At 46.1% G+C, this 21,878-nt stretch carries 16 protein-coding genes; 8 read left to right on the top strand and 8 right to left on the bottom strand.

Translation table 11 applies throughout. The features are described from left to right. The first annotated feature begins 37 nt into the window (after positions 1 to 37). The 3 genes from A8709_RS25235 (at position 38) to A8709_RS25225 (ending at position 5,982) form a co-directional block, all read left to right on the top strand. Positions 38 to 1,636: an FAD-dependent oxidoreductase gene (locus A8709_RS25235; RefSeq protein WP_244163311.1), complete on the top strand. Its 1,599-nt coding sequence runs from the start codon at positions 38 to 40 to the stop codon at positions 1,634 to 1,636. 32 nt (positions 1,637 to 1,668) lie between these two features. After that, a complete protein-coding gene (locus A8709_RS25230) occupies positions 1,669 to 2,727 on the top strand; it encodes a Gfo/Idh/MocA family protein (protein ID WP_065856331.1) in 1,059 nt (352 codons plus the stop codon). A 96-nt stretch (positions 2,728 to 2,823) separates the two neighbouring features. After that, positions 2,824 to 5,982: an Ig-like domain-containing protein gene (locus tag A8709_RS25225; protein WP_065856329.1), complete on the top strand. Its 3,159-nt coding sequence runs from the start codon at positions 2,824 to 2,826 to the stop codon at positions 5,980 to 5,982. Positions 5,983 to 6,134: 152 nt separating this feature from the next. Here A8709_RS25225 and A8709_RS25220 read toward each other — a convergent pair whose 3' ends face one another. The 5 genes from A8709_RS25220 to A8709_RS25200 form a co-directional block, all read right to left on the bottom strand. Continuing rightward, on the bottom strand, positions 6,135 to 6,971 hold the full coding sequence (locus A8709_RS25220) for a Gfo/Idh/MocA family oxidoreductase (protein ID WP_065856327.1): 837 nt from the start codon (positions 6,969 to 6,971) through the stop codon (positions 6,135 to 6,137). Between the two features lie 64 nt (positions 6,972 to 7,035). After that, positions 7,036 to 8,568, bottom strand: a complete 1,533-nt coding sequence (locus A8709_RS25215; RefSeq protein WP_065856325.1) for an extracellular solute-binding protein — start codon at positions 8,566 to 8,568, stop codon at positions 7,036 to 7,038. A gap of 110 nt (positions 8,569 to 8,678) precedes the next feature. Continuing rightward, positions 8,679 to 9,599 carry a carbohydrate ABC transporter permease gene (locus A8709_RS25210; protein ID WP_065856323.1) on the bottom strand — a complete coding sequence of 307 codons (921 nt, stop codon included), beginning with the start codon at positions 9,597 to 9,599 and terminating at the stop codon, positions 8,679 to 8,681. A gap of 24 nt (positions 9,600 to 9,623) precedes the next feature. Beyond that, positions 9,624 to 10,562: an ABC transporter permease gene (locus tag A8709_RS25205; RefSeq protein WP_141692680.1), complete on the bottom strand. Its 939-nt coding sequence runs from the start codon at positions 10,560 to 10,562 to the stop codon at positions 9,624 to 9,626. Positions 10,563 to 10,764: 202 nt separating this feature from the next. Beyond that, positions 10,765 to 12,363, bottom strand: a complete 1,599-nt coding sequence (locus tag A8709_RS25200) for a response regulator transcription factor (RefSeq protein ID WP_065856321.1) — start codon at positions 12,361 to 12,363, stop codon at positions 10,765 to 10,767. A gap of 238 nt (positions 12,364 to 12,601) precedes the next feature. Between A8709_RS25200 and A8709_RS25195 the strand changes: the two genes are divergently transcribed. Continuing rightward, a complete protein-coding gene (locus tag A8709_RS25195; RefSeq protein WP_065856319.1) occupies positions 12,602 to 13,648 on the top strand; it encodes an S-layer homology domain-containing protein in 1,047 nt (348 codons plus the stop codon). A 116-nt stretch (positions 13,649 to 13,764) separates the two neighbouring features. Here the strand turns inward: A8709_RS25195 and A8709_RS25190 are convergent, their stop codons facing one another. Continuing rightward, positions 13,765 to 14,496, bottom strand: coding sequence for a glycerophosphodiester phosphodiesterase (locus A8709_RS25190; protein WP_065856317.1), 732 nt, complete (start codon positions 14,494 to 14,496; stop codon positions 13,765 to 13,767). A 310-nt stretch (positions 14,497 to 14,806) separates the two neighbouring features. On the opposite strand from A8709_RS25190, the gene A8709_RS25185 reads away from it, so the two are divergent. From A8709_RS25185 to A8709_RS25170, 4 genes are all read left to right on the top strand, one after another. Then, the gene (locus A8709_RS25185; protein ID WP_065857358.1) at positions 14,807 to 15,670 is read left to right on the top strand and encodes a carbohydrate ABC transporter permease; all 864 of its coding nucleotides are present in this window, start codon (positions 14,807 to 14,809) and stop codon (positions 15,668 to 15,670) included. Then, complete coding sequence (locus tag A8709_RS25180; RefSeq protein WP_065856315.1) at positions 15,667 to 16,488, top strand: carbohydrate ABC transporter permease; 822 nt, start codon at positions 15,667 to 15,669, stop codon at positions 16,486 to 16,488. The genes A8709_RS25185 and A8709_RS25180 overlap by 4 nt, the downstream gene beginning before the upstream one ends. Before the next feature lie 92 nt (positions 16,489 to 16,580). Continuing rightward, positions 16,581 to 17,972, top strand: coding sequence for an ABC transporter substrate-binding protein (locus tag A8709_RS25175; RefSeq protein WP_065856313.1), 1,392 nt, complete (start codon positions 16,581 to 16,583; stop codon positions 17,970 to 17,972). A 225-nt stretch (positions 17,973 to 18,197) separates the two neighbouring features. Then, complete coding sequence (locus A8709_RS25170; protein WP_065856312.1) at positions 18,198 to 19,520, top strand: family 43 glycosylhydrolase; 1,323 nt, start codon at positions 18,198 to 18,200, stop codon at positions 19,518 to 19,520. A gap of 101 nt (positions 19,521 to 19,621) precedes the next feature. Here the strand turns inward: A8709_RS25170 and A8709_RS25165 are convergent, their stop codons facing one another. Then, positions 19,622 to 20,455: an NAD-dependent epimerase/dehydratase family protein gene (locus tag A8709_RS25165; protein ID WP_065856310.1), complete on the bottom strand. Its 834-nt coding sequence runs from the start codon at positions 20,453 to 20,455 to the stop codon at positions 19,622 to 19,624. A gap of 27 nt (positions 20,456 to 20,482) precedes the next feature. Then, complete coding sequence (locus A8709_RS25160) at positions 20,483 to 21,706, bottom strand: enolase C-terminal domain-like protein (protein ID WP_065856308.1); 1,224 nt, start codon at positions 21,704 to 21,706, stop codon at positions 20,483 to 20,485. Between the last annotated feature and the right edge of the window lie 172 nt (positions 21,707 to 21,878).

The following is a 21,878-nucleotide window of genomic DNA, read 5'->3' as shown; positions in this document are numbered from 1 at the left end:
CATACAGGCGAATTGTGTATAGGAGGGGATATTTTCATTGGTAGCTATAAACAGTAATCACACTACGCACGAATACCATGCGGATATCGTCGTGATCGGCGGTGGAACCGGCGGTTGTGCAGCCGCGTTAGCCGCTGCTATGTCGGGAAAAAAAGTGATCATGACGGAGGAAACCGACTGGATCGGAGGTCAATTAACGAGCCAAGCTGTCCCGCCAGATGAACATCCGTGGATAGAACAATTCGGCTGCACACGCACATACCGTCAGTTTCGCGATGGCGTGCGTGATTATTATCGCCGTCATTTTCCGCTAACTGCGGAAGCGCGTGCCAATCCATTGCTCAACCCAGGTAACGGCGGTGTATCACGGTTATGCCATGAACCTCGCGTTGCATTGGCCGTTCTACAGGAAATGTTGGCCCCCTATGTCAATAGCGGGAGACTGCAAATTCTAACACGGCATCGGATAGCATCCGCCAATGTGGACGGCAATGATGTCCATTCAGTTAAGGTTCGTAACTTATTGAACGGTAGTGAGATTACCTTAACTGCCGCCTACTTCCTTGACGCGACGGAATGTGGTGATGTTCTGCCACTCGCAGGTGCAGAATATGTAACCGGGGCGGAGTCGATCTCCGAAACGGGAGAGCCGCATGCTGTTGAAGGTGAATCCCTGCCTCAGGATATGCAAGGCTTTACGTACTGCTTTGCGATGGATTATATCGAAGGCGAAGACCACACAATTGAGCGTCCAGAGCGCTATGATTTCTGGCGGGCCTATCAAGCCGATTTCTGGCCTGATCGCCTGCTGAGCTGGACCAGTGTTCGACCACATAATCTGGAGACCGTGAGCTATGAGCTTTTTGAAGGCACCGATAAGTATTCGTTATTCTTCTATCGACGTATGATTGACAGCTCGAATTTCGAGGCAGGCTTCTATCCCGGAAACATTACACTGGTCAACTGGCCGCAGAATGACTATTGGCTCGGTTCCGTCATTGATGTCAGTGAAGCAGACAAAGAGCGGCATTTGTGGGATGCGAAGCAGCTCAGCCTTTCCCTGCTCTATTGGATGCAAACGGAGGCTCCACGGCCTGATGGAGGCCAAGGCTACCCTGGGCTTCGTCTACGCAAAGATATCGTAGGGACAGAGGACGGACTGGCTATGTACCCGTACATACGGGAGTCGCGCAGAATCAAAGCTGAATTCACTGTGCTGGAGCAGCATGTGAGTACAGCCTGCCGACCTGACGGTAAAGCCGAACAATTCCCTGATTCCGTTGGCATCGGCTGTTACCGCATTGACCTGCACCCGAGTACGGGCAATCGTCATTATTTGGATGTGTCTTCCTTGCCGTTCCAAATTCCGCTGGGCAGCTTGATCCCGATACGGATGAACAATTTACTTCCAGCTTGTAAAAATCTTGGCGTTACACACATCACAAACGGTTGTTACCGGCTTCATCCGGTTGAATGGAATATTGGTGAAGCTGCTGGGCTGCTCGCAAGTCGCTGCATCGACACCGGTATCCTGCCTCGTGAGGTTCGCAACACGGCATCTGAGCTTCGTGATTTTCAAACCATGTTGGTCAGCTACGGTATCGAACTGGCTTGGCCAACATTACGCCCCGTATAACCCTACATATTCTAATAAAGAGGTGCATGTTAATGAGTAAAGTACGTATTGGTGTTATTGGCGCAGGCTCCATCTCAGAAATGCATTTGAAATCGTATCATACGAACCCGGATGCCGAGCTTTATGCCATCTGCGACTTGAACGAGGAACGCGCAAAAGCAAAAGCTGAAAAGTATGGCATCACACGCATCTATACGGATTACAAAGAGCTGCTAGCGGATGAAAACATTGACGCAGTTAGTATTTGCACATGGAATAATAGTCACGCACCTATTTCCATCGCCGCCTTGGAGGCTGGTAAAAACGTGCTCACTGAAAAGCCGCTGTGTAAAACAGTGAAGGAAGCACTGGCCGTGGAAGAAGCCGTTCGGCATTCCGGTAAAACGCTTCAAGTCGGTTTCGTGCGTCGATACGCTTCAAATACTCGAATCATCAAGTCTTTTCTCGATCATAACGAGCTCGGTGAAATCTACTATGCGAAAGCTTCCTGTATTCGTCGACTTGGCAATCCGGGCGGCTGGTTCTCGGATGTGGAGCGCTCCGGTGGCGGACCGCTGATCGATGTAGGTGTGCACGTCATTGATCTTTGCTGGTATTTGATGGGCCGTCCAAAAGTAAAATCCATTTCTGGTAACACCTATAACAAGCTTGGAAACCGTGCCAATGTGAAAAATCTTGCTTTTTATAAAGCGGCTGATTATGACGCCACTCACAATACGGTCGAAGATATGGCCAATGCGCTGATTCGGTTTGAAAATGGGGCTTCTATTCTCGTAGACGTCAGTTTTACGCTGCATGCTAAGGAAGACGAGCTGACTGTGAAGCTGTTTGGTGAGAAGGGCGGTGCGGAACTGGAGCCTGAACTATCCATCATTACGGAGAAATATGATACCATCTTGAACCTTACGCCGCAGATAAATAACTTATCCTTCGAATTTGTCGCTGGGTTCCAGGATGAAATCAATTATTTCATTGAAGTGTGCCAAGGCACAAAAGAAACCATTTCACCTGTTCAGGATGGCGTTGAAATGATGAAAATTCTTTGCGGTATCTATGAATCCAGCATCAAAGGCGAAGAAATACGCTTTTAGTATGTTCGACTAAGCTTCCACTCGCATCCTACGACAACTTCAAAGAATCGGCAGATAACTTCCCCTATCAACGAATTGAAAGGAAAGTGAATCCCGTTGAAAAAGTCGAAATGGTTAATTACAACCGTACTGCTGTCCCTACTCGCTTCTACTTGGTCCGTAACCGCATCTGCGGCTGCGCCTGTCCCAACCGATTACATTGAAATAGAAGCTGCTCCGGTAGATATTACGATTAATATTGAAGGTCCTCGGAAACAGATCAATTCGGTTGACAAGGATGTCACCGGCATAACCGATTATATCGCTTTATTTACGCCTGAATTTGCCACACAAGTTACCGTTGGCACAACGTCCGTCGGTGTTGTCGTAGATGCAACGAATCATGTGACTCGCGTTGTGAACCCTTCTGTCAATGGTGGTGTGCCGGTTTGGACTGGTCCTACTCTCCTAGACATGCCCCAAGGCGGATTCATCCTTGTTGCAAATGATGATAGTTGGGCTAATAAGACGTTCAAGCAGTACCTGGCGAAAAATTTCAAGGTCGGAGACCCCATTAAGCTGCGCAAAAACGGTGAAGTTGTTCCCGTCACCGATTTAATGACCGGCTTAGGTCTCAAAGCCCGGCTCAAGTTGAACAACGACGATTGGTTCACAGCAACCGAGCCGGTCACATCGGTTTCCGGTAAGCTGGAAAACATGGAATCTGGTGGCTCTTACACACTTCGAGTCAACCAGACGCCTCTCCCTTTACAAGCGGACGGTACCTTCCAGGGCACGATTCCCCTTACAGAAGGCGTCAATTATTTGGATGTGGTCGCCTCCAAAAACGGGACCGAAAACGATCGTAAGTCGTTAGTCGTCTTTTATAAGAAACAGACCAGTGCAGCGAAAGAAGTTGTCCTCTGGGTGGATCAGGGAACGAACATTTTCAAACTTCAAACGCCTCAAAATATTCTGGATATGCTGACCAAAGCCAAGAATGCCGGCGTTACGGCCGTTGCGCTTGATGTCAAAGGTGTAGAAGGCTTCGCCAATTATAAGAAAAATGATTTAACGGGAAGACCGCACATTTCGAAAATGACAGCACCGACACGTGCGGGTGCAAATCCGGATCTGGATATGCTCGAATCGTTTATTACGTATGGTCATCAGCTTGGGATCAAAATTCATGCAGCGTTCAATGTTTTTGCAGAGGGATCACCTGCGCATAACGAGTATGGACTGCTGAATCAGCATCTAGATTGGGAAGAGCAAGTGTATCGTCCTGAAGATAATGGTCAAATTTTACGGCTGCGTGAAAGTAATTACTTCTTATCGGGCAAAGCGCTTGTTGACTTCGTGAACCCTTCCAATGATGAAGTTAGAGCGTTCGAATTGAAAAACTTGGAAGAAGTGATTAAGAATTACGATGTCGATGGTATTGTGCTGGATCGCACCCGTTATGACAACGAAACGGCTGATTTCAGTCCATTGACACGCGCGAAATTCGAAGCCTTTCTCGCGACCAAAGGTAAACACTTAACGAATTGGCCAGCCGATGTGTTCACCTACGTGAACAATGTTCGTCAAGCAGGTCCGCTCATCAACGATTGGTGGGAGTTCCGCTCCCAGACGATCAAAACGTTTACGGATGATGTACGTCTGCTTACCGACCGTTATTCAGCGCTGAAAGGTCATAAAATCTATTCATCCGCCTATGTGGGCTCTTGGTTTGAGTCCTACTACTTAAATGGGGTGCATTGGGGCAGCCCGAACTTCCAATACGACAGCCGGTTGCATTTACCCGATGACAGTCTTTACACGGATGCCTATGCACAAACAGGTTACTCGGGTAACCTTGATTTCCTTATGATTGGCACGTATCAAACAACGCAAAAAGAAATTGAACATTACATTACACTGGGCAATATTGTAACCAATGGTGAAGTGCCGATGTACGCAAGTATTGCCTTAGCGAATATCCAAGATCCGCCGCTTCAGCGTACCGTGTTCCAAACGGGCTTGACGCATTCGAATGGCCTTATGCTCTTCGATCTATCACAAGTCAACTGGTCGGTTGTGAGTGCGTCTCTCCATGACGTACCTTACGTCAAGGATTATCAAATTGGCTCCAGTGTGCCAGGTAATCCGGAATCGTTCCTCGAAGGCGATCTCTACAATGTGAGCCGTAACGAGAATAATCTCAATGTGTACACAGATGCCTTCGGTCAATCTACAGCTACCAACACCTTCGGAGTGGAGGCTGTTGTCGACAGCTCAGGCAAGGTCACCAAAGTCGTGAACCAGCAGCAAGCATTAAACTGGAACTGGACGAATATGTCGCCAAACAATAGTGTTATTCCGCCAGGCGGCTTCGTTATTTCTGCGCTAGATGCCTCCGGCGTGCGCACGAGACGGCAATTGGTTGCACGCACTTACAAAGTTGGAGATGACGTCCGATCAGCCGTGCTGCGAGGGCACCTCGCTTACGACAAGACGAGCACGCCGCTGGCAAGCCTTGAGATCAACGGCAATGTTGAAGTACTTGGGCCAGGAACGCCAACTGTTCGTTTGAACGGGATACCTGCCCAGGTATCCCGCAATGGGGATTTCAAAGGCACTGTCCCGTTGGAAGTTGGGGGCAATGCTGTACAAATGACTGTTTACGTAGATGGCCGTAAAACAAACGAAAAAACCGTATCCATCACTCGTACGGCCCCAGTCTTAACAGGCATCGAACTGGATGCAACCGCCTACCGACTTGTTGTAGGCGACAAGCATGCCTCCGTGACGACGGCCGTTTATTCGGATCAATCTAAAGCACTTGTAACAGAAGCAACGTACAGTTCTAGCAATCCATCCGTAGCATCGGTTGCCGCAGATGGAACAGTTACCGCTTTGAAAGCTGGCACAGCGGAAATTACGGCTTTGTATAACGGGAAAACAGCTAAATCAGTGGTTACTGTCCTGAATGTAACAAGCCTCTCTTTTGAAGAGCAGAAACACGATTTAGTCAAAGGTGAAACCTACCAGGCGCCGCTTAAAGCAACGTATTCCGATGGCACATTCGCCTTCATTACCCAAGACGTGATATACATCTCGTCACTCGACAAAGTGGCATCGATCGCTGCTGGCGGCACCATTACAGCGATAAAGCCAGGTTCTGCCACCATTACCGCCACATATCGTGGCAAGAAGGCAGACATCAAGATTAAAGTGTTCAATAGTCATAAAGAGAAAAACGGAAATAGTGTAATGGATGACGTTGAAGAATAATTCGTTAGAGAAGGTAACTAATTAAAGAAAAGGAGCTAAGCGGTTGTTGCGCTTAGCTCCTTCTTTGTCATCTACTGCTGCTTTGTTGATCTGGGTCTAGAACTAGAACATCTACTTGTGGGACACCTTTTTCGCTTACAACCAACAATGTCTTACGGTAGCTGCAGCCACTGATAAGGCGTCTTCGCTGCTATCATGCCCATTTCTAAAACCGTCGCAATTGCAATCGTTTCCACATGAGAGACAGGCGGTTGACCTGAATCGAAAAATTGAATCATATTCGCAATAAATGCTCCAAAGAAATCTGACTCGATCTTGAGAAACTTAGAATTCCCTGCATCGTAATGAAGCGCCATCGTAAAGGGGCATTCCCAGCCATAGAGGTTTATCGTCGCTTGTCGACCATCCGAATACCCAATAATCAGAGATGGTGTTTTGTCGGTTCCCGTCCACATTACGCGTTTGACGTCCGTCCCCATGACCGAAATAATCGGTTCCACTTGATGAATCGCATAATTCTCAAACAGCCCCGGTCCCAAACTGCAGATGGATGCGATTCCCTGCTTTTCTAAATCTGCATACTCAGCAGCAAACCTCAAAGCTGAAGTTGAATACATCGGTGTCCTATGTTTGTCAGCATGTTCAATCATACGCAGGGCAGACGCTCGATCGGGAGCAAACGTTTTGTCAATATACGTGGGCTTTCCCGATTGCAGAGGCAGCCAAGAAAGCTCCTCGTGATAGATCGCATGATCCGGCGATAGAACCACCAAATAATCGCTCTTTTCCACCACTTCTTCAATCGAATGAAGCAGCTGAATTCCCTTCTTCTCGCTCCACTCCGCATTGCTTAACTTGCCATCTACATTAGCTTTGCCATACGCATAAGCGACCTCCATACGTTCGTTTGACGCCTTACTAAGCCATCCAGGATATTTCTCCGCGTGCCATTCATCCAAAAAATAATCAATAAATCCGATCTTTTTCATCCTGATCTCCACTCCCTTTATGCATTTAAAACCCCTACGGCATGAACCGCAGGGGAACTGGTCATTACTTCTTGTTCGATGCGTACCATTCGTTGGCCGCTTTCGTCATTTCGTCTCCGCCTTCTGATTTCCACTGAGCTAAAAACTTATCGAAGTTTTCAAGCGGTTCTGCGCCAGTAATAAATTTCAAGAACGAGTCTTCCATCATCTTTTGAAGCTTCAGATTGTATTTACCAATCGCTTCTAGTGGCGGTGCGAACGCAAGTGGGTCTAGCACAATGTTGCCTTTAGCGGCCTCTTGCATTTTCGTGAAGGCATCCGTTAAGATCGGATCTTTACGTACACGAGCTTGCCAGTATATCGGATAATTCTTCTCATCCACACCTGTCAAGAACGTGGAAGCATTGTTGTATTCGTCGTTGAACTTAGGCAAAATCGGGAAATAATTGCCGTTTTCCACTTTATAGTGAACGCCTTCTTTACCAATCGCTGCTTCTTTGAAAATATCTTTATCCAGCTTAAGATCTAAGTATTTAATAATGTCTTCTTTGTTATCTGCCCATTTCGGAATACCTACATAGAAGCTGATTCCAGCAGTACCCATAACTTGGACTTTGCCATCATCCCCTTTTAGATACGGGAAACTTCCAATCTTGGCATTTGGCGTGTTTTTCAAAAGGGCATTTTGAACCGTCGGTGCGTTAAAATAAGCATTCGAAATGATCGCCGCTTTGCCGCTTGTGAAATTCTCGATAACTTTGTTCGCTTGATTCAGTGACCATTCCTGATCGATCAACTTCTCTGTATACAGCTTCTTCATGAATTCCAAATATTTCTTCATATTCGGATTCTCAATCGCATTTACTAATTTGCCATTCACATCCTGCCAGCCCGTTGTTGCTGTAGATTGAACCATGGGCAGGCCAAATGTCGGGAGAACCTCAGGGAGAAGCGGACTCTTACCACCGGATAACCCAATCACATTTTTCTTTTCTTTCAGCGTTTTCAAGACTGTATACAATTCATCGCGTGTCGTCGGTGCCTTTAATCCGAGTTCATCCATCCAATCCTGACGCACAATGAGCGACGAATTGACGACTGTCCCTGATCCGGTTTGTGGAATCCCGAAAATTTTACCGTTCAGCTTCGCCCCATTCCAAGACGTCTGTGAGATCACACTCTTCATATTCGATCCGTATTTATTGACTAGCTCATCAATAGGCTCCAAAGCCCCAGAGGCAGCCAGCTTAGAATATTGGGGGCCACTAAGCAGCATAAACGAATACTTTTCTTTGTTCGCCATGAGTAAATTTAGCTTGTCATCTGGATTTTCAACGGGCAGCATGTCATAGGTCACTTTGTAGCCTGTTTTTTCATTTAAGAACTTCGCTACAACCTCGGTATTCGGGTCAAAACGAGCATACTGCAATAACGCCTTGAATTCTGGCTTTGGCTTGTTCGCATCAGCAGTTGCTGTTGGCGCTGAAGATACAGCCGGCGTGATCGAACTGCTTGCCGTCTGGTTCGAACTACCACAAGCAGCGATTGCCGCTGCCATTGTGGAAATGGACATGAGAACTAAAATTCTTTTTACCATGAAAGAGCCTCCCTTTTTTTCATCCTTTGCGTATGGCTAGCCTGTCTTACCGAATTTCATGGAACCCTATTTTAGTGCCTGCCCACCACCACCTTTCATATTTTGGAGGTTTAACCTTTTACAGAGCCGACCAAGACACCCTTCACAAAATATTTTTGCAGAAAAGGATAGACTGCAATAATCGGAAGTGTAGCTAAAATAATCGAAGCCGCTTGAATCGACTGTGGAGAAACGTTGAGTGATGCATCGACATTCGTCCTCATGAACGTATCTGTGGAAGAGACGAACAACTCCTTTAAATACAGCTGAAGAGGCTTCAAATTGGCTGAGTTAATATAAATCAACGACGTGAAATAATCGTTCCAGAACGTTACGGCATAGAACAAACCAATCGTCGCAAGAACGGGCATGGATAAGGGCAAAATGATACGCGTCAGAATCGTGATGTTGCTGGCTCCGTCCATTTTCGCCGATTCTTCCAGACTGTCTGGCAGACTTTCGAAATAGCTTTTAATAATCAGCATATTGTAGACATTGATCAAGAATGGCAGGATAAGAACCGGCAGTGTATCAATAAGATGAAGCTTGTGCATAAGTAGATAAGTTGGGATTAGTCCACCGCTGAACAGCATTGTAAACAAATACATGAGGATGAAAAACTTGCGTCCCCGCAGCCTTGGCTTGGAAAGTGGATAGGCAGCAAGTGTTGTCATGCAAAGCGCGATCAACGATCCAACTAACGTTACCGTGATGGATATCATAAACGCACTCAGGAATAGGGAATTGCTTGCCACATATTTATAAGTACCTAGCTGAAAATCAATCGGATATATACTAACCATCCCTGCCACAACCGCCGCTTCGCTGCTAAACGATTTCGCGATTAGATTGATAAACGGAAAGATGGTAGATAAGCCAAGTAGGATAAAGAAACTATGATTGATCACCGTAAATATTTTCTCTCCAGTAGATGTTGGAATAGATCCAGATTTCCTGGCGATCGGTGATTGTACTGATCTTTGGGTATTCATCGCTGTGCCTCCTCTATTCACCGTCTACCAAATACCTCGTCCAAAAAACTTACGAGCCAGACCATTTCCTGTCAGAATCAATATAAATGCGACTACAGATTCGAACACCCCAACAGCCGTTGAGAAACTATAATCTTGTTCCCCAAGACCAATGCGATACACATAAGTACCGATAACATCAGCAACGTTATACACACTCGGGTTGTACATGACGAGAATCTGTTCCGTACCCGCTTCCAATACATAACCGAGTCGAAGAATAAACATAAGTAAAATGATTGGAATTAAGCCTGGCAAGGTGATATGTACGATTTGTTTCCATTTATTCGCGCCATCTATTTTAGCTGCTTCATATAAGCCAGGATCAATGCCGGCTAAAGCCGCCAGATAAATGATCGTGTTCCATCCCGTTTCTTTCCAGCCTGCCGTCCCAATGAGCACAGTTCGGAAAATGTGGCTATCTAGAAAAAAACGAATCGGTTCACCGCCCATCGCGATGATGATTTTATTAACAATACCGCCATTTGTGGAAAGCAGATCGATGAACAAGCCGCTGACAATGACCCAAGACAAGAAGTGAGGCAGGTAAACAACGGTTTGTATGCTTCGCTTAAACACCATGTTTCTCAACTCATTCATTAAAATGGCGATGATGATCGGCAGCGGAAATAGGAAAAGAATTTTATAAATCGAAATGACCAATGTGTTCTGGAACACCTGTAAAAAACTCGCTGACGAAATTAATTTATCGAAATGCTTCATCCCGACCCATGGGCTTGCGGCCATACCATCAAAAATATTAAAATCCTTGAACGCAATAATAATCCCATACATCGGTGTGTACTTGAAAAGCAGTAGAAATGCGATACCAGGAAGAAGTGCGACATACAGATCCCAATCCTTCCTGACATCGATCCACAATTGTCGTATATATCTCTTTTTAACATTTCTTTTCGCGGTTATGGCTGTTTCCTTGCTTGTGATCGTCTCCCTCAAGGTGTCTCCCCCTTCGAACTATCTTTCTAATAGTAGTGTATCACCCGCCGATTTTTTGCGAATTAGAGGAATTTTACTTGTTTTGGTACTTTCATAGCTTCTCGCTGAAAAAACAAAAAAAACCTTCCCAGGTATAACCCGAGAAGGCTGCCGAATGGCGAAATGGTAATCAACTGCGTACTTCCCCAGGCGTGATACCCCAATATTTACGGAATACGCGTGTAAAATAACTGACATCTCGATACCCCACGCTAGAAGCAGCGTCGTATACCCGAGATCCTTCCTGCAGGATCATCTTCGCCTTCTCCATTTTCCGTTCTAGTACGTACGTGGAAAAGGCTTTGCCTGTTTCTTGTTTGAAAAGGCGGCTTAAATACGAGGAGTTGACATATAACCTGTCTGCAACGGCATGCAGCGTCATTTCTTGATCAATTTCATTTTCAACGAGGCTTAATATAGTTTTAATCATGCCATGGCTCGTGGATTTCCGTCGATGACCAGCGTAAACGAAATAGGCCCTTATCATCCGCTGCAGCCAGGAAAGAATTTGCTCTTTCGAAGCCAGCTCCATATGATTGTGGAAATAGACATAATCGTCTCCGGCTACTTCCCGCACGGGCCAGCCTTGCTTTTGAATCAGACTGATAAATAAGCTTGTAAAATACAAGATATGCTCACGCATGTCTTCCACGGTTTCTGCTTTCGCCATCCCACCGTTCCATAGTGCGGTTAACGTTTCAAGTGCCTTATCGCCGTCCCCCGTTTCAAGGGCGATTTCCAGTGCTTTTTCGAGGTTGGGCTGAAGGGTTAGCTCCGGCTCTCTTCCCTGTTCTTCTCGGTAGGGAATCGCCAGATCATGGCCAAACACAATTCGGTTCTGCAGCGCACGCATGGCTTGTACATACAACTTATTCATATCCGCTAGGCTGCCAATCATACCGCTAATCCCTGCACTGGCACTTAGTTTGAGGCAGCTTTTTACCGTAAACAGCAGTTTCTCCGTCATGGCGTTGATTTTCTGAAGGGCAACTTTTGGCTCTTCCTGGTCAGCAAGCTGAAAAATAATGACACTGCAGCCTGCTGAATTGGTAGACACCCAGCAGGGACTGGACACCAGTGCTTCCGTCAGGATCCGACCGAGTGAAAACTGGAGCAGTGACATATCATTTCGGCTGAATCGGGTTTCGTCCTCTGATAAAGGATCCATATCGACAACAGCAACACCGAATACCGTGTCGCTGGGTAACTCCAGCTGTAAATCCTTGCTTTTCTGTTCAATCTCCCACGGTTCGAATTTCCCATTCAACCATCCCTGGAAAAATTCATTGATCAAATAAGGAAGATGAAGCTTCCATTTTTGCCTTAATTCATCTTCGTTATGGCGCTGCTCCAGCTCGCTTTTCAACCTTTCAGCCGCTTCGAGCACAGTCTCCAGAATCTCCGCGTCACCCGCTGGTTTCAACAAGTATTTCATAACGCCGAGATCCAGCGCCTCTTGCGCAAAGGTGAAATCATCATGACCGCTGAGCACAATGATTTTCAACAGTGGATCGGATTCCCGAAGGCGTCTAGCTAACGTCAACCCATCCATTTCTGGCATCTGCAGATCCAGCAGGATAATATCAGGCTTTTTGATATCCATTATCCGAAGAGCTTCCAGTCCGTTCCCAGCTTGCCCGACAACTTCAATGCCATGCTTGTCCCACTGAATATTGTTGGCGAGCGCGTTTCTCAGGCGTATTTCATCTTCCACTATCAATAGATTCATCATGTAAACCCCCGGTTTCCAGCTCCGCCATAGGCAAGCTCTCCTTTGCGTACGTATCTAATTGAAAATAACATACCCATGGCGATGTTCATAGAGGACTGTTATGACTATCTTCGGTAAATTGATGCTGGAAACATAGCCACATTTACAAATCATTAATAAATCAACCTGCAACATTATCTGTGCTTATCCACGTCTATGTTGGCGAATCACAAAAAAAACGTCGAGGTGAACCATAATGAAAAAAATGTTTAAAATGATGACTCTCTCTGCATCTGTTTTATTGTCTCTTACGATTGCTAGCCAAAGCTTTGCTGCTACGACAGCTTCTTCTTTTACTGATTTAGATACTGTTGCTGCAAAAGATAAAATCATTTCTTTACAACAAAGCGGTGTAATTTCCGGTATCACGCCAGAACTGTTTGCTCCGCAAGCTGCGATTTCAGAGGCTCAAAGCGTTCAGCTTATGGTTAATGCATTTGGACTCAATCTGGATCTGGTTAGATTTTTTAAAGAACCAAAGGCTACTGACTATTTCAAGAACGCCAATAATGAGGCTTGGTATGCCAACGCACTTATTACCGCTGCTGTTAACAACTTGGAGCTGCCAGCTGATCTGGTCCCCGATAAGAAATTAACTCGTGAAGAGTTTACAAATCAACTTATTCACGCAATTGAGGTCACTTATAAACTGCCAATGATTAAGCCTGTTGTAACTGAAATCAAGGACGAAGCCCAACTTAATCCCGAATATTCGGGATCCATTCAGCGTGCAATTCAATATGGGGTGATCAAGCTGACTGCAGAAGGTACCTTTAATCCGAAAAAAGAAATCACACGTGCGGAGGCAGCTGAAGAAATATTCAATGCCCTAGCGTATCTAAAGGCTCACACAGCACCTGCCGCAAGTACAGAAGCTTTGACAGCTGCTCAAGGGATCAAGTTGATCACGGATGGTTTTGAAGACATCGGTACCAAAATCAATATTAAGATTGATCCGGATGCCAAGCTAACTCGTGAATCGTTCACTTATCTGTTAGTACATACGCTGCAAACTAGTGGAAAACTACCTATGCTGAATGTTGTACCTGCCCAAATCAAAGATAATGATCAAATTGACATTTCAAATTCTGGCGCAATTCAAACTGCGCTTGCCCTAGGTTTGGTTACATTAAATCAAGATGGCAACTTCAATCCAAAAGGTGAAATTAGCCTATCAGATGCCACTGACTATGTCGATAAGGCTGTAAAGAAAGTAAATGGATTTACGGCTCCGCAGAACTAATATAACTGATCCTCCACTCAATTCTTGATGGTAAAAAAAGGAGCCTAATTGGCTCCTTTTTGTTTGATTCAATACGCTACGCTTAGAATGGCGTACACCGTTAGAATAAGTACCTTTTATTGTGCTAGAAATTCCCGCAACCGTGCCGGATAATCAGTAATAATCCCCGTAACGTCAGCAGCAATCATTCTTTTGTAATCGGCCGTATGATTTACCGTATACGGATAAACAGCAAGCCCCGCAGATGCTGCAGCTCTCACATCCTCTTGTTCTATACATTGGTGATAGGGATGCAACGAAAACACATCTACGCCCAATTGCCTAGCATATGCCGCATGATCAATTAGATTGGCAGCGTACAGTACCCCCACTTTTGCGTTAGGTTGAGCTTGTTTGATTCTATGGATCACCTTGTGGTCAAAGGATGAGATGACGATGTCTTCCCATCTATCGATTTCGCGCAGCAAAGCCAATAGTGCCTTCTCCATTTTACCTTCATAAGCATGTTTGACTTCCACATTGATCAGGAATCCGCGAGGGAGAAGATCAAATACCTGACGAAGAAGAGGGATTCGCTCTCCCGTAAACGCTTCAGAAAACCAGGAGCCCGCATCTAGGTGTTTCAAATCCTCCCAAAGTTTCTCCCCGATATATCCGGAACCATTCGTCGTTCGATCCAGTGTAAGATCATGGCAGACGACAATTTCGCCGTCTTTAGTTAGTTGGACATCCAGTTCTATCCCATCTGCCCCTTGTTCTACAGCCAGTGCGAAAGACGCTAATGTATTCTCTGGCGCTTCGCCAGCTGATCCTCGATGTCCAATCACGATCGGTTTCTGTCTATTCATTGGGTCACTCTCCTAATCTCAAAATAAGCTAGTATGCACAAATTATAGAGGAATGGACCCGTTTTTGCCCAGTATGCAAGTTTATCTATTTTGTAAAGAACTAGGATAATATCCCTGAAAATATACAAAACATTCATTTTAATTTGACATAGGTCAAATAAACGACTGGTAATCTACTAAAGATAACAATTGCCGAATAATGTGCGTGGAGGCGTCCGGAATGAATGCAATAGAAAGAGAATTACTGCAAGTGACCCAAACGAAAGTGAAAGTACAACATCCCCGCAAAGTATTGGTCAGTCATACATGGATGGAAACGATTCTGGGATATATCTTTTTAGCCCCTTCGCTTCTGCTGTTTGCTACCTTTTTATTTTATCCCTTATTTCAAACTTTTTATCTTAGCATGCACGAAACCGATCCACGAGGCAGAGTTGCCTCTTTCGTTGGATTCGATAACTTCACTGCTATTTTTACCTCAGAACGATTCTATCAAAGTTTAGGTGTAACTGGCCTATTTACAGTTTTAACCGTCCCAACCGTTATCGCGATCGCACTAATGCTCGCCGCTTTTACACACAATCAGCTCAAAGGTATGCGCATTTTTCAATTCATTTTCTCACTTCCAGTCGTTCTATCCGTGGGAACTTCCGCTGTCATCTGGATGATGCTGTTCCACCCAAGTGTGGGGATGCTGAATTACCTGCTGCACCTAGTCGGCTTAGAACCCGTAGCATGGCTGACAGACCCTAGATGGGCCCTGCTTTCTGTTTCAATGATGACAATCTGGATGAATCTCGGCTTTACCTACATTGTCCTGCTTAGCGGTTTACAAGGAATTCCGGATGAGATTTATGATAGTGCCAAAATCGACGGGTCTGGTCCCATTCGTACCTTTGTTCAAATCGTCATGCCCTTACTTTCACCAACTGTGTTCTTTGTCACGATCGTTTCTATCATCGGTGCGTTTCAGTCTTTTGGACAAATTCACATTCTGACCCGAGGCGGTCCAGTCAATTCAACGGATGTTCTCGTATATTCCCTCTATCAGGATGCGTTTATCAACTTCAGATTCGGAACGGGAAGTGCTCAAGCACTCGTCCTCTTTGCGATTATCCTGATTTTCACCGTCATCCAATTTAAAGTTTTTGAAAGGAAGGTGCATTATCAATGACCTCTCGATTGCAACATACATGCGTCTACATCCTGTTGATCATTTGCGCCGCTTTCGTACTTTATCCCATCTTCTATACGTTCTCATCCGCATTCATGACACCCGAGGAGGCTTCGGCCTATCCGCCTCACTTACTCCCTAGCAGCTTCTACATGGGAAGTATAATCGCCGTTTTCAAGCTTGTGCCTATTGCAAAGTTCGTGACCAATAGTCTGATTGTCTCGATTATCATCATGGTCGGTCAGCTCGTTACCTCGAGCATGGCTGCTTATGCCTTCACGAATATTCGTTTTAAAGGTAAAGCCTTCATATTCGCGCTTTTCATGTCTACGATGATGATTCCATGGGAGGTCACCATCATTCCCAACTATTTGACGGTCAAAAAGTGGGACTGGCTCGATAGCATGCAAGGGCTAACGGTTCCATTCCTGGCAACCGCCTTCGGAACCTTCCTCCTTCGCCAATTTTTCTTACAGCTCCCCAAAGAGCTGTTTGAGGCGGCACGCATCGATGGATGCGGACACTTTCGCATGTTTCTGCGCATTGTGCTTCCGCTTGGACGCCCAGCGTTGGCGACACTTGCCGTGTATGCGTTCTTAAACGCGTGGAACATGTATCTTTGGCCACTGCTCATAACAAACAGCGAAGCCAAGCGAACCGTACAAATAGGCATCGCGATGCTTCAATTCGAAGAGTTAACCGTTTGGAATTTGGTGCTGGCAGGAGTAACGATTATCTTACTTCCTTCCCTTTTACTTCTTGTCCTTGGTTTAAAACAGCTTGTTCGCGGACTTACTGCCGGTGCTGTGAAAGGATAGCCTTACTCTAATGGCTGCTCTATTCAGCTTTATAGCTGAACAGATTTCCATATATTTTAAAAATAGATACAGATAAGGGAGAGAAACGAAGAATGAAAAACTTGAAAATGAGAAGCTCCGTCCTTGCTATGACAGCAATCATGGTGCTATTAACTAGCGCATGTGGTAAATCAGAAACAACGACTTCAGGCAGCACAACAGATAGCAAACCTACAGCAAGCACAGCTGCTGCTGATGTTAAGAAACCGACTGAACCCGTTAAAGTGATCTGGTGGCACTCGATGAGTGGAGAGCTTGGCAAAGCCGTCGATAAGCTAGTCGCCGATTTCAATGCTTCTCAGAAAGATGTCCAGGTTGAAGCTGTTTTCCAAGGAACGTATGATGAAAGCATCAACAAGATGAAAGCATCGATGGATACCAAAAGCGGGCCTTCTCTCATCCAAGTTTACGAAATCGGATCTCGTTTCATGATCGATTCTAAAGCGATTACGCCGGTCCAAAAGTTTGTTGACGCCGATAAATTCGATCTTTCCCAGCTCGAAGAGAATATTTTGAACTATTATAAAGTCGATGGCAAACTGAATTCTATGCCATTCAACACGTCTAATCCAATCCTTTATTACAACAAAGATATGTTCAAAGCCGCAGGTCTTGATCCAGAGAAGCCGCCGACGACCTATGAAGAAATTACGAAAGCTACGCAAGCCCTAAGCAAAGATGGGAAATCAGGTTCTTCCTTTGCCATTTACGGCTGGTTTATGGAGCAATTCTTTGCGAACCAAGGTGTTGAATACCTCAATAACGGGAATGGTCGCACTGCCGCTGCTACAGAATCCATGGTTAACAATGAAGCTGGTGTAAAAACACTGACATGGTGGAAAGAAATGGTCGATAACAAAACGTCTGCCAACCTTGGCCGCAAAACGGACGATACGAAAAAAGCGTTCTTAGCTGGTCAAGTCGCGATGACCTTGGATTCCACAGCTTCGCTTCGGGGTATTGTAACCGGCGCTGAAGGTAAATTCCAAGTAGGTACAGGCCCGCTTCCGAAGCCGGCAGATGCCAAAGAAGGCGGCGTTGTCGTTGGCGGCGCAAGTCTTTATATCTTGAATAATAAGTCAGAAGCCGAGCAAAAAGGTGCATGGGAATTCATTAAATTCCTAACAAATCCTCAAACTCAAGCATGGTGGAACGTGAACACGGGCTACTTCCCGATTACCAAAAAAGCGTATGATGAGCCCGTATTGAAAGATAACCTAGCGAAATACCCGCAATTCCAAACAGCTATTGATCAATTGCACAAAACAAAAGCCAACACAGCAACGCAAGGTGCAGTTATGGGCGTATTCCCAGAAGCACGTCAAATCGTGGAAACAGCCATTGAAGAAGCGTTGACTGGCAAAAAAGCTCCAAAAGAAGCCCTAGATGGCGCTGCGAAAAGCATCACGGAGAAGCTTAGCGCTTATAACAAAACAGTCAAGTAAATAGTGAGAAGGCCCATGCGTAATTTGCATGGGCTTTTATTATAGTTGTGTCATAAGCTTTGTCCAACAACCACCGCTTTCACAGTAGTTCCAGACATTGTGTATGTAATCCACCTATAAAATTTAAAAACGTCTCATGGCGGTCCCCCTGTTTTTCGAGTTATGCTGAATCCTGTAAACAATCATGAAATGACAATGAACATGGATTACTGGAGGAGCATAATGATGAGAAATATAGGCATGCCAACCGATTTTCTTAAGAAAACATCTCAGAACCCCGTTCTTACGACGATTTTCACCGCGGATCCTTCTGCCCACGTCTGGGAGGACGGTAGAATTTACATCTATGCTTCTCATGATATGGATCCGGCTAGAGGCTGCGATCTGATGGACAGATATCATGTTTTCTCATCGGAGGATATGGTGAATTGGGTCGATGAGGGAGAAATCCTCCGCTCCGATGACGTCTCATGGGGTAGACCAGAAGGCGGATTTATGTGGGCACCCGACTGCGCGTTTAGAAATGGGACCTATTATTTCTATTACCCGCATCCCAGCGGTTCGAATTGGAACGACACTTGGAAAATGGGCGTAGCAACAAGCCAACATCCTGCTAGCGGCTTTACCGATCAGGGATATATTGAAGGACTTGGCGGGTTCGCCATGATCGATCCGTGTGTACTTGTGGATGACGACGGACGAGCTTATATGTATTACGGCGGCGGGAGCAGGTGTGCAGGCGGTGAATTGAATGACGATATGGTGTCCCTCAAGGGAGAAATGCGTGATATGGAAGGACTGGAGGATTTCCATGAAGCAGCTTGGGTGTTCAAGCGAAACGTTCTCTACTACTTGACCTATTCAGACAATCTCGACAACCTGAACCGTATGAGATACGCTACCAGCACGAACCCTCTTGGTCCGTGGACATATCGCGGTATTTTTCTTGAGCCGACTGGCTGTTCCACTTCCCACGGCTCCGTGGCACAATTCCAAGGGCAATGGTATATGTTCTATCATAACCAAGCTATATCGGATCAAGGCAACTTAAGAAGCGTCTGCATTGATCAATTATTTTTCAACGAAGACGGCACGATTCAAACCGTTATTCAAACCAAGGAGGGTATCCATCCCGTAGCTCCTGCCCCTGGTTCTGCTTCAAACGCAATAACCTATTCCGCGGAAAATGGAACTTTAGGAGGAAATGCACTATTCGTAACGAAAGAGCGGAGCAATAGCATCGTCAGCCATTTGCAAACCTCAGGCTCCTATTGCCAGTTCGACCACGTTGACGGAGCTGAAGGCGGCAGAGCGGCGATTTACATTCGTTACGCGACGACAGAACGTCTCTCCAAATTGCATTTGACAGTTAATGGAGATGATCTCTACTTACTCAACGTGCTATCGGCTGGCAGTCTTGAAGACGCTGTCGGCCGAGCCAGTATAACGGTACCGTTGAAGCCTAGACATAATAATTGCATTCGATTTACAGCCGTCTCTGGCGATATTTATCTTGAAAGCATTACGGTCGTCCCATTCACTGACTAAATATCCCCTTCATTCAAAAACCTGAAGAAAATGCTAAAACCTCCAACTCACATGAAGGCATGTGGGATTGGAGGTTTTGACGTATGAATAGCCTGAGCGAACTAAGACATCCAAGAATATCGTGGTTGCCAATTTAACATCTCTTGCGCTAAGCGATTGCATACTAGTGCTTCACGACCCGTGAACGGTGCTCTGAGATCGGTCACATCGGCATAGTAATGGTTCAGTAAGCGCTGGGTGTCCCAACTAGACAACGTATCACTGCTCGTAATGTTAAGGGACACTGCCTTACCATGTTCGCATGTCAATGCGGCGATGCAAGCGTTGACTGCATCCCGGATATCGATATAGCTCCATAAGATATGCTTATAAGCATCTGGATGATTATCATCGACCGTTGCATAATCTTCAGCCGTCGTAATCATCGAAAACCGCAGCGATGTGACACTCATACCCGACTTGCGATTAAACATAGCCCCCGTCAGCTCATTAACAATCTTGGATAAACCATAGCACTCCTGAGGCAGCTGAGGATGGTTCTCGTCGACTGGCACATATTGCGGTGAGAAAGGTTTAGGTGCCCATGCGAATCCGTACGACGACTCGCTTGATCCTATCACCACATTCGTAATGCCTAGCTGATCGGCTGCTTCCAGTATGTGATAAGTAGATGCTGCATTGTTGGCGAAAATGTAACTATTCGTATAGCTACGAGGGGCGGGAATTGCTGCCAGATGAATGATCGCATCCACGCCCTGCAAAGCCCCAATCACCTGCCCGAAATCGTTCAAATCTACTTTGATTTGATAGGCAGGGACATCACTGGATAATCGATTATCCAGTGAGATTACGTTATAGCCATGCTTCTGCAGCTCCGGTATCAACCGAAGCCCCAGTTTACCGCTGCCTCCCGTTACTGCAACTGTTTTTATCATCTCAATCTCTCCTATCTTACGAAATATCTAAGGACGTATGAGCGTTCCATCGGCTTTGCGGTCCAGCGGATACGGACGATGGTAAGCCTCCCGTTTCCAACTATTGCCGAGCAGCGCTTGCGCTTTCAGTTCATCCAGCTCAATTCCCAGTCCTGGCTTGGAAGATGTGTACAGGTAGCCGCCCTTACGTTCAATATGTCCTGGGAAGGCTTCATACTCCTCCGCTCGAAAATGATTGATCTCCTGGATGCCGAAGTTCCATACAGCCATGTCCAAATGCACAGAAGCGGCCTGATTCACAGGGTCATTCTCTCCGCCCTCCTGCCAGGCTGTGCGAACTCCGAACGCTTCACAAAGTGCAGCGATTTTCCGACATGCACTGATGCCTCCGACCTTGGAGACACGTACCCGGATGAAATCGATCAGCCGTTCCTTGATCAACTCCGTCCACTCCTGTGGATTCACGAATAGCTCACCGATTGCCTGCGGTGCAGCGCTCTGCTGCCGAAGCTGCCTATACCAGCCGACCTGCTCAGGAGGCAGCGAGTCCTCCATAAAAAACAGTCCATACGGCTCCAATCGCTTCGCAAGCTGAATAGCCGTGATCGGATGCACATGCTCATGAACATCATGTGTAAACTGCACGTTGCTTCCGAATTCAACTCGCAGCCCCTCAAACATATGCGGAATCGCGTTCAAATAGGCATGCTCATCAAATAATCGTTCCGTCTGCCAAGCGTTGTCTGGCAGCTTCGCTTGAGCACCTTGTACGAATCCGCCGCCACCGTATCCGCCAAGCTGGCATCTTATCGTCGTGTACCCTTCCTGTAAATACCGATGGACTTCTTCCTTCAGCTCTGCCATATCCACACCGCTCGCATGACCATAGCAAGCAACCGCCGAGCGGCTTGCCCCGCCGAGCAACTGATAGATGGGCAGCCCGGCCTCCTTACCCTTGATATCCCACAACGCAACATCGATAGCACCTATTGCCGTCATTAATATAGCGCCATTGCGCCAATAGCTGGATGTATACATGGTCTGCCACAAATCCTCAATACGAGAGGCATCCTTGCCGATCAGCAGTGGTGCCAGCAAATGCTCGATCACCTGCACAACAGCTTCAGGATTGTATAAATCGGAGGCTGAACCCAATCCGTACAATCCATCCTGATCCGTCATTACCTTCACAATCGTCCAGCTGCCGTCATGTCTAGTTCTTATACATGCTATTTCTTTTATTTTCGCCATATACACACGTCCATTTCTGTTATGGGAATTTGATCGTAGTTCTATTCCCATTCTAAAATGGGAGCGAGCACCTTCCAATGAGGCATTTCTAAATTAAAGTCGTAATTTATATCCTCTTTCCTTTCTGAACGAAAGAGCTTGATCAAACAGCAGAAAGGCCGTCTCTCCGCAG

It is taken from the genome of Paenibacillus pectinilyticus, assembly GCF_001700435.1.
GTDB lineage: Bacteria > Bacillota > Bacilli > Paenibacillales > NBRC-103111 > Paenibacillus_E > Paenibacillus_E pectinilyticus.
The sequence above is the reverse complement of the archived record's forward strand: the minus strand, read 5'-3'. Positions and strand labels throughout refer to the sequence as shown.